The organism is Catenovulum agarivorans YM01 (assembly GCF_000281085.1).
GTDB lineage: Bacteria > Pseudomonadota > Gammaproteobacteria > Enterobacterales > Alteromonadaceae > Catenovulum > Catenovulum agarivorans.
In genome coordinates this window covers 1-1,485 of sequence record NZ_AJWM01000123.1, presented here as the reverse complement: position 1 = coordinate 1,485, position 1,485 = coordinate 1, and the positions used below count along the sequence as shown (strand labels likewise).

Annotated in this window: 2 protein-coding genes; both read left to right on the top strand. The window is 39.8% G+C overall.

The window, feature by feature from the left end; genetic code table 11:
* Nucleotides 1–133: 133 nt before the first annotated feature.
* Nucleotides 134–658: a type IV toxin-antitoxin system AbiEi family antitoxin gene (gene abiEi / locus WSC_RS0102590; RefSeq protein ID WP_016954345.1), complete on the top strand. Its 525-nt coding sequence runs from the start codon at nucleotides 134–136 to the stop codon at nucleotides 656–658.
* 1 nt (nucleotide 659) lies between these two features.
* On the top strand, nucleotides 660–1,485 hold an 826-nt coding region (locus WSC_RS0102585), incomplete at its 3' end, for a nucleotidyl transferase AbiEii/AbiGii toxin family protein (protein WP_016954344.1).

Sequence of the window (1,485 nt, the reverse complement as noted above, 5' to 3'; positions counted from 1 at the left end):
AATCAATCATAACATCCTCTAATTAGGTGGCCAAAATCACTCTACCACTACAATGTTTTGTAGACCTTTGGCTTGTTGGATTGTTGCTTTAGGTCTACACTTTATTACCTAAATAGTAATAAAGTGTAGACCTATGGCTAAGTCAGACGAATTATTAAGCGTATTTGCAAAATCAATCAATGCAGGAGGGGGCATTCATAGTGCTCCTGAGCTTGCTTTTATGCTTGGCGTGCCTTACGAACCTGCGTTTAAAAAATTCTTATCCGATTGTGTTAAAAAAGGTCTGCTCAGACGGGTAGTTAAAGGTTTATACGAAAGTGTAATTACCCCACCTGAGCCTGCAACTGCCATTTATAAAATTATTAAAAAACTGCGAAGCGGCGTATTAAGCTACATTAGCCTTGAAAGTCAGCTCAGTCACACAGGAGACATTTCACAAGTTGTTATGGGTCGAGTAACTGTAGTAACCAAAGGCCGAAGTGGTTGTTTCGATACACCTTATGGCGTGATTGAATTTACTCACACTAAAAAGCCTATCGAGCAAATTGCTCCTAATTTGTACTACGATTCCGACATTAAAATGTATCGTGCACATAAAGAGCAAGCGCTTGCTGATTTAAGGCATTGTCAGCGCAACCTGCATATGTTGGAGAGTTAACATGCTAAAGCAACAAATTAGCCAAATCGTGCGAGCAAATCCTGAGTATGCCACTATTACCCCCGTTATTGAGAAAGAAATATTGCATCATGACATTATGGATGTATTGATAAAACAAGGGGTTATGCAGCGGCTAACCTTTATTGGTGGTACATCATTACGAATGTGTTATAACAGCGCAAGGTTATCAGAAGACCTAGATTTTAATGGCGGACATAATTTTAAACCGTCGGAATTTTCAGGGCTTGAAGATGAAATTCAAGCTTACATTCAGAACAAATACGAAACACAAGTGTGGGTAAATAAACCGTCAGGTGAGCAGCAAGGCGAGACTGTATCTTGGAAAATTAGTATCGAAAAAGAGGCTAATCCCCCTGATTTACCGCGGCAGAAAATGCATATTGATGTTTGCGCTATTCCGTCCTTTGATATTGAAAAACGCCCACTGCTCAATCACTACGACATCGTGGTGCCGACTGAAGGTATTTTAGTACCAGTGCAATCTTTGCAAGAAATTTTGGCAGATAAGTTGATCGCTTTAGCCTATCGAGCAAGGCGCATAAGACCACGTGATGTTTGGGATATTGTTTGGATAAAACAACGAGGAACTAAATTATCAACCAAACTGGTTGAACAGAAACTAGTTGCTAGACAAAAAACAACAGAAGACTTTCAGCAAGCATTAGCTGCACAGTGTGAAAAATTGATGTTGGAAGATGAAGTTCGTAACGACTTCACCATGGAAATGAGTCGCTTTATTCCTAAGCAGATTAAACAAAGAACCTTAGACAACCCTGAATACTGGGCTTATGTTCAAAGCGAGGTGA

Excerpts from the sequence above, each read along its gene's own strand:
- abiEi (WP_016954345.1), top strand. The coding sequence starts at position 134 with ATGGCTAAGTCAGACGAATTATTAAGCGTATTTGCAAAATCAATCAAT.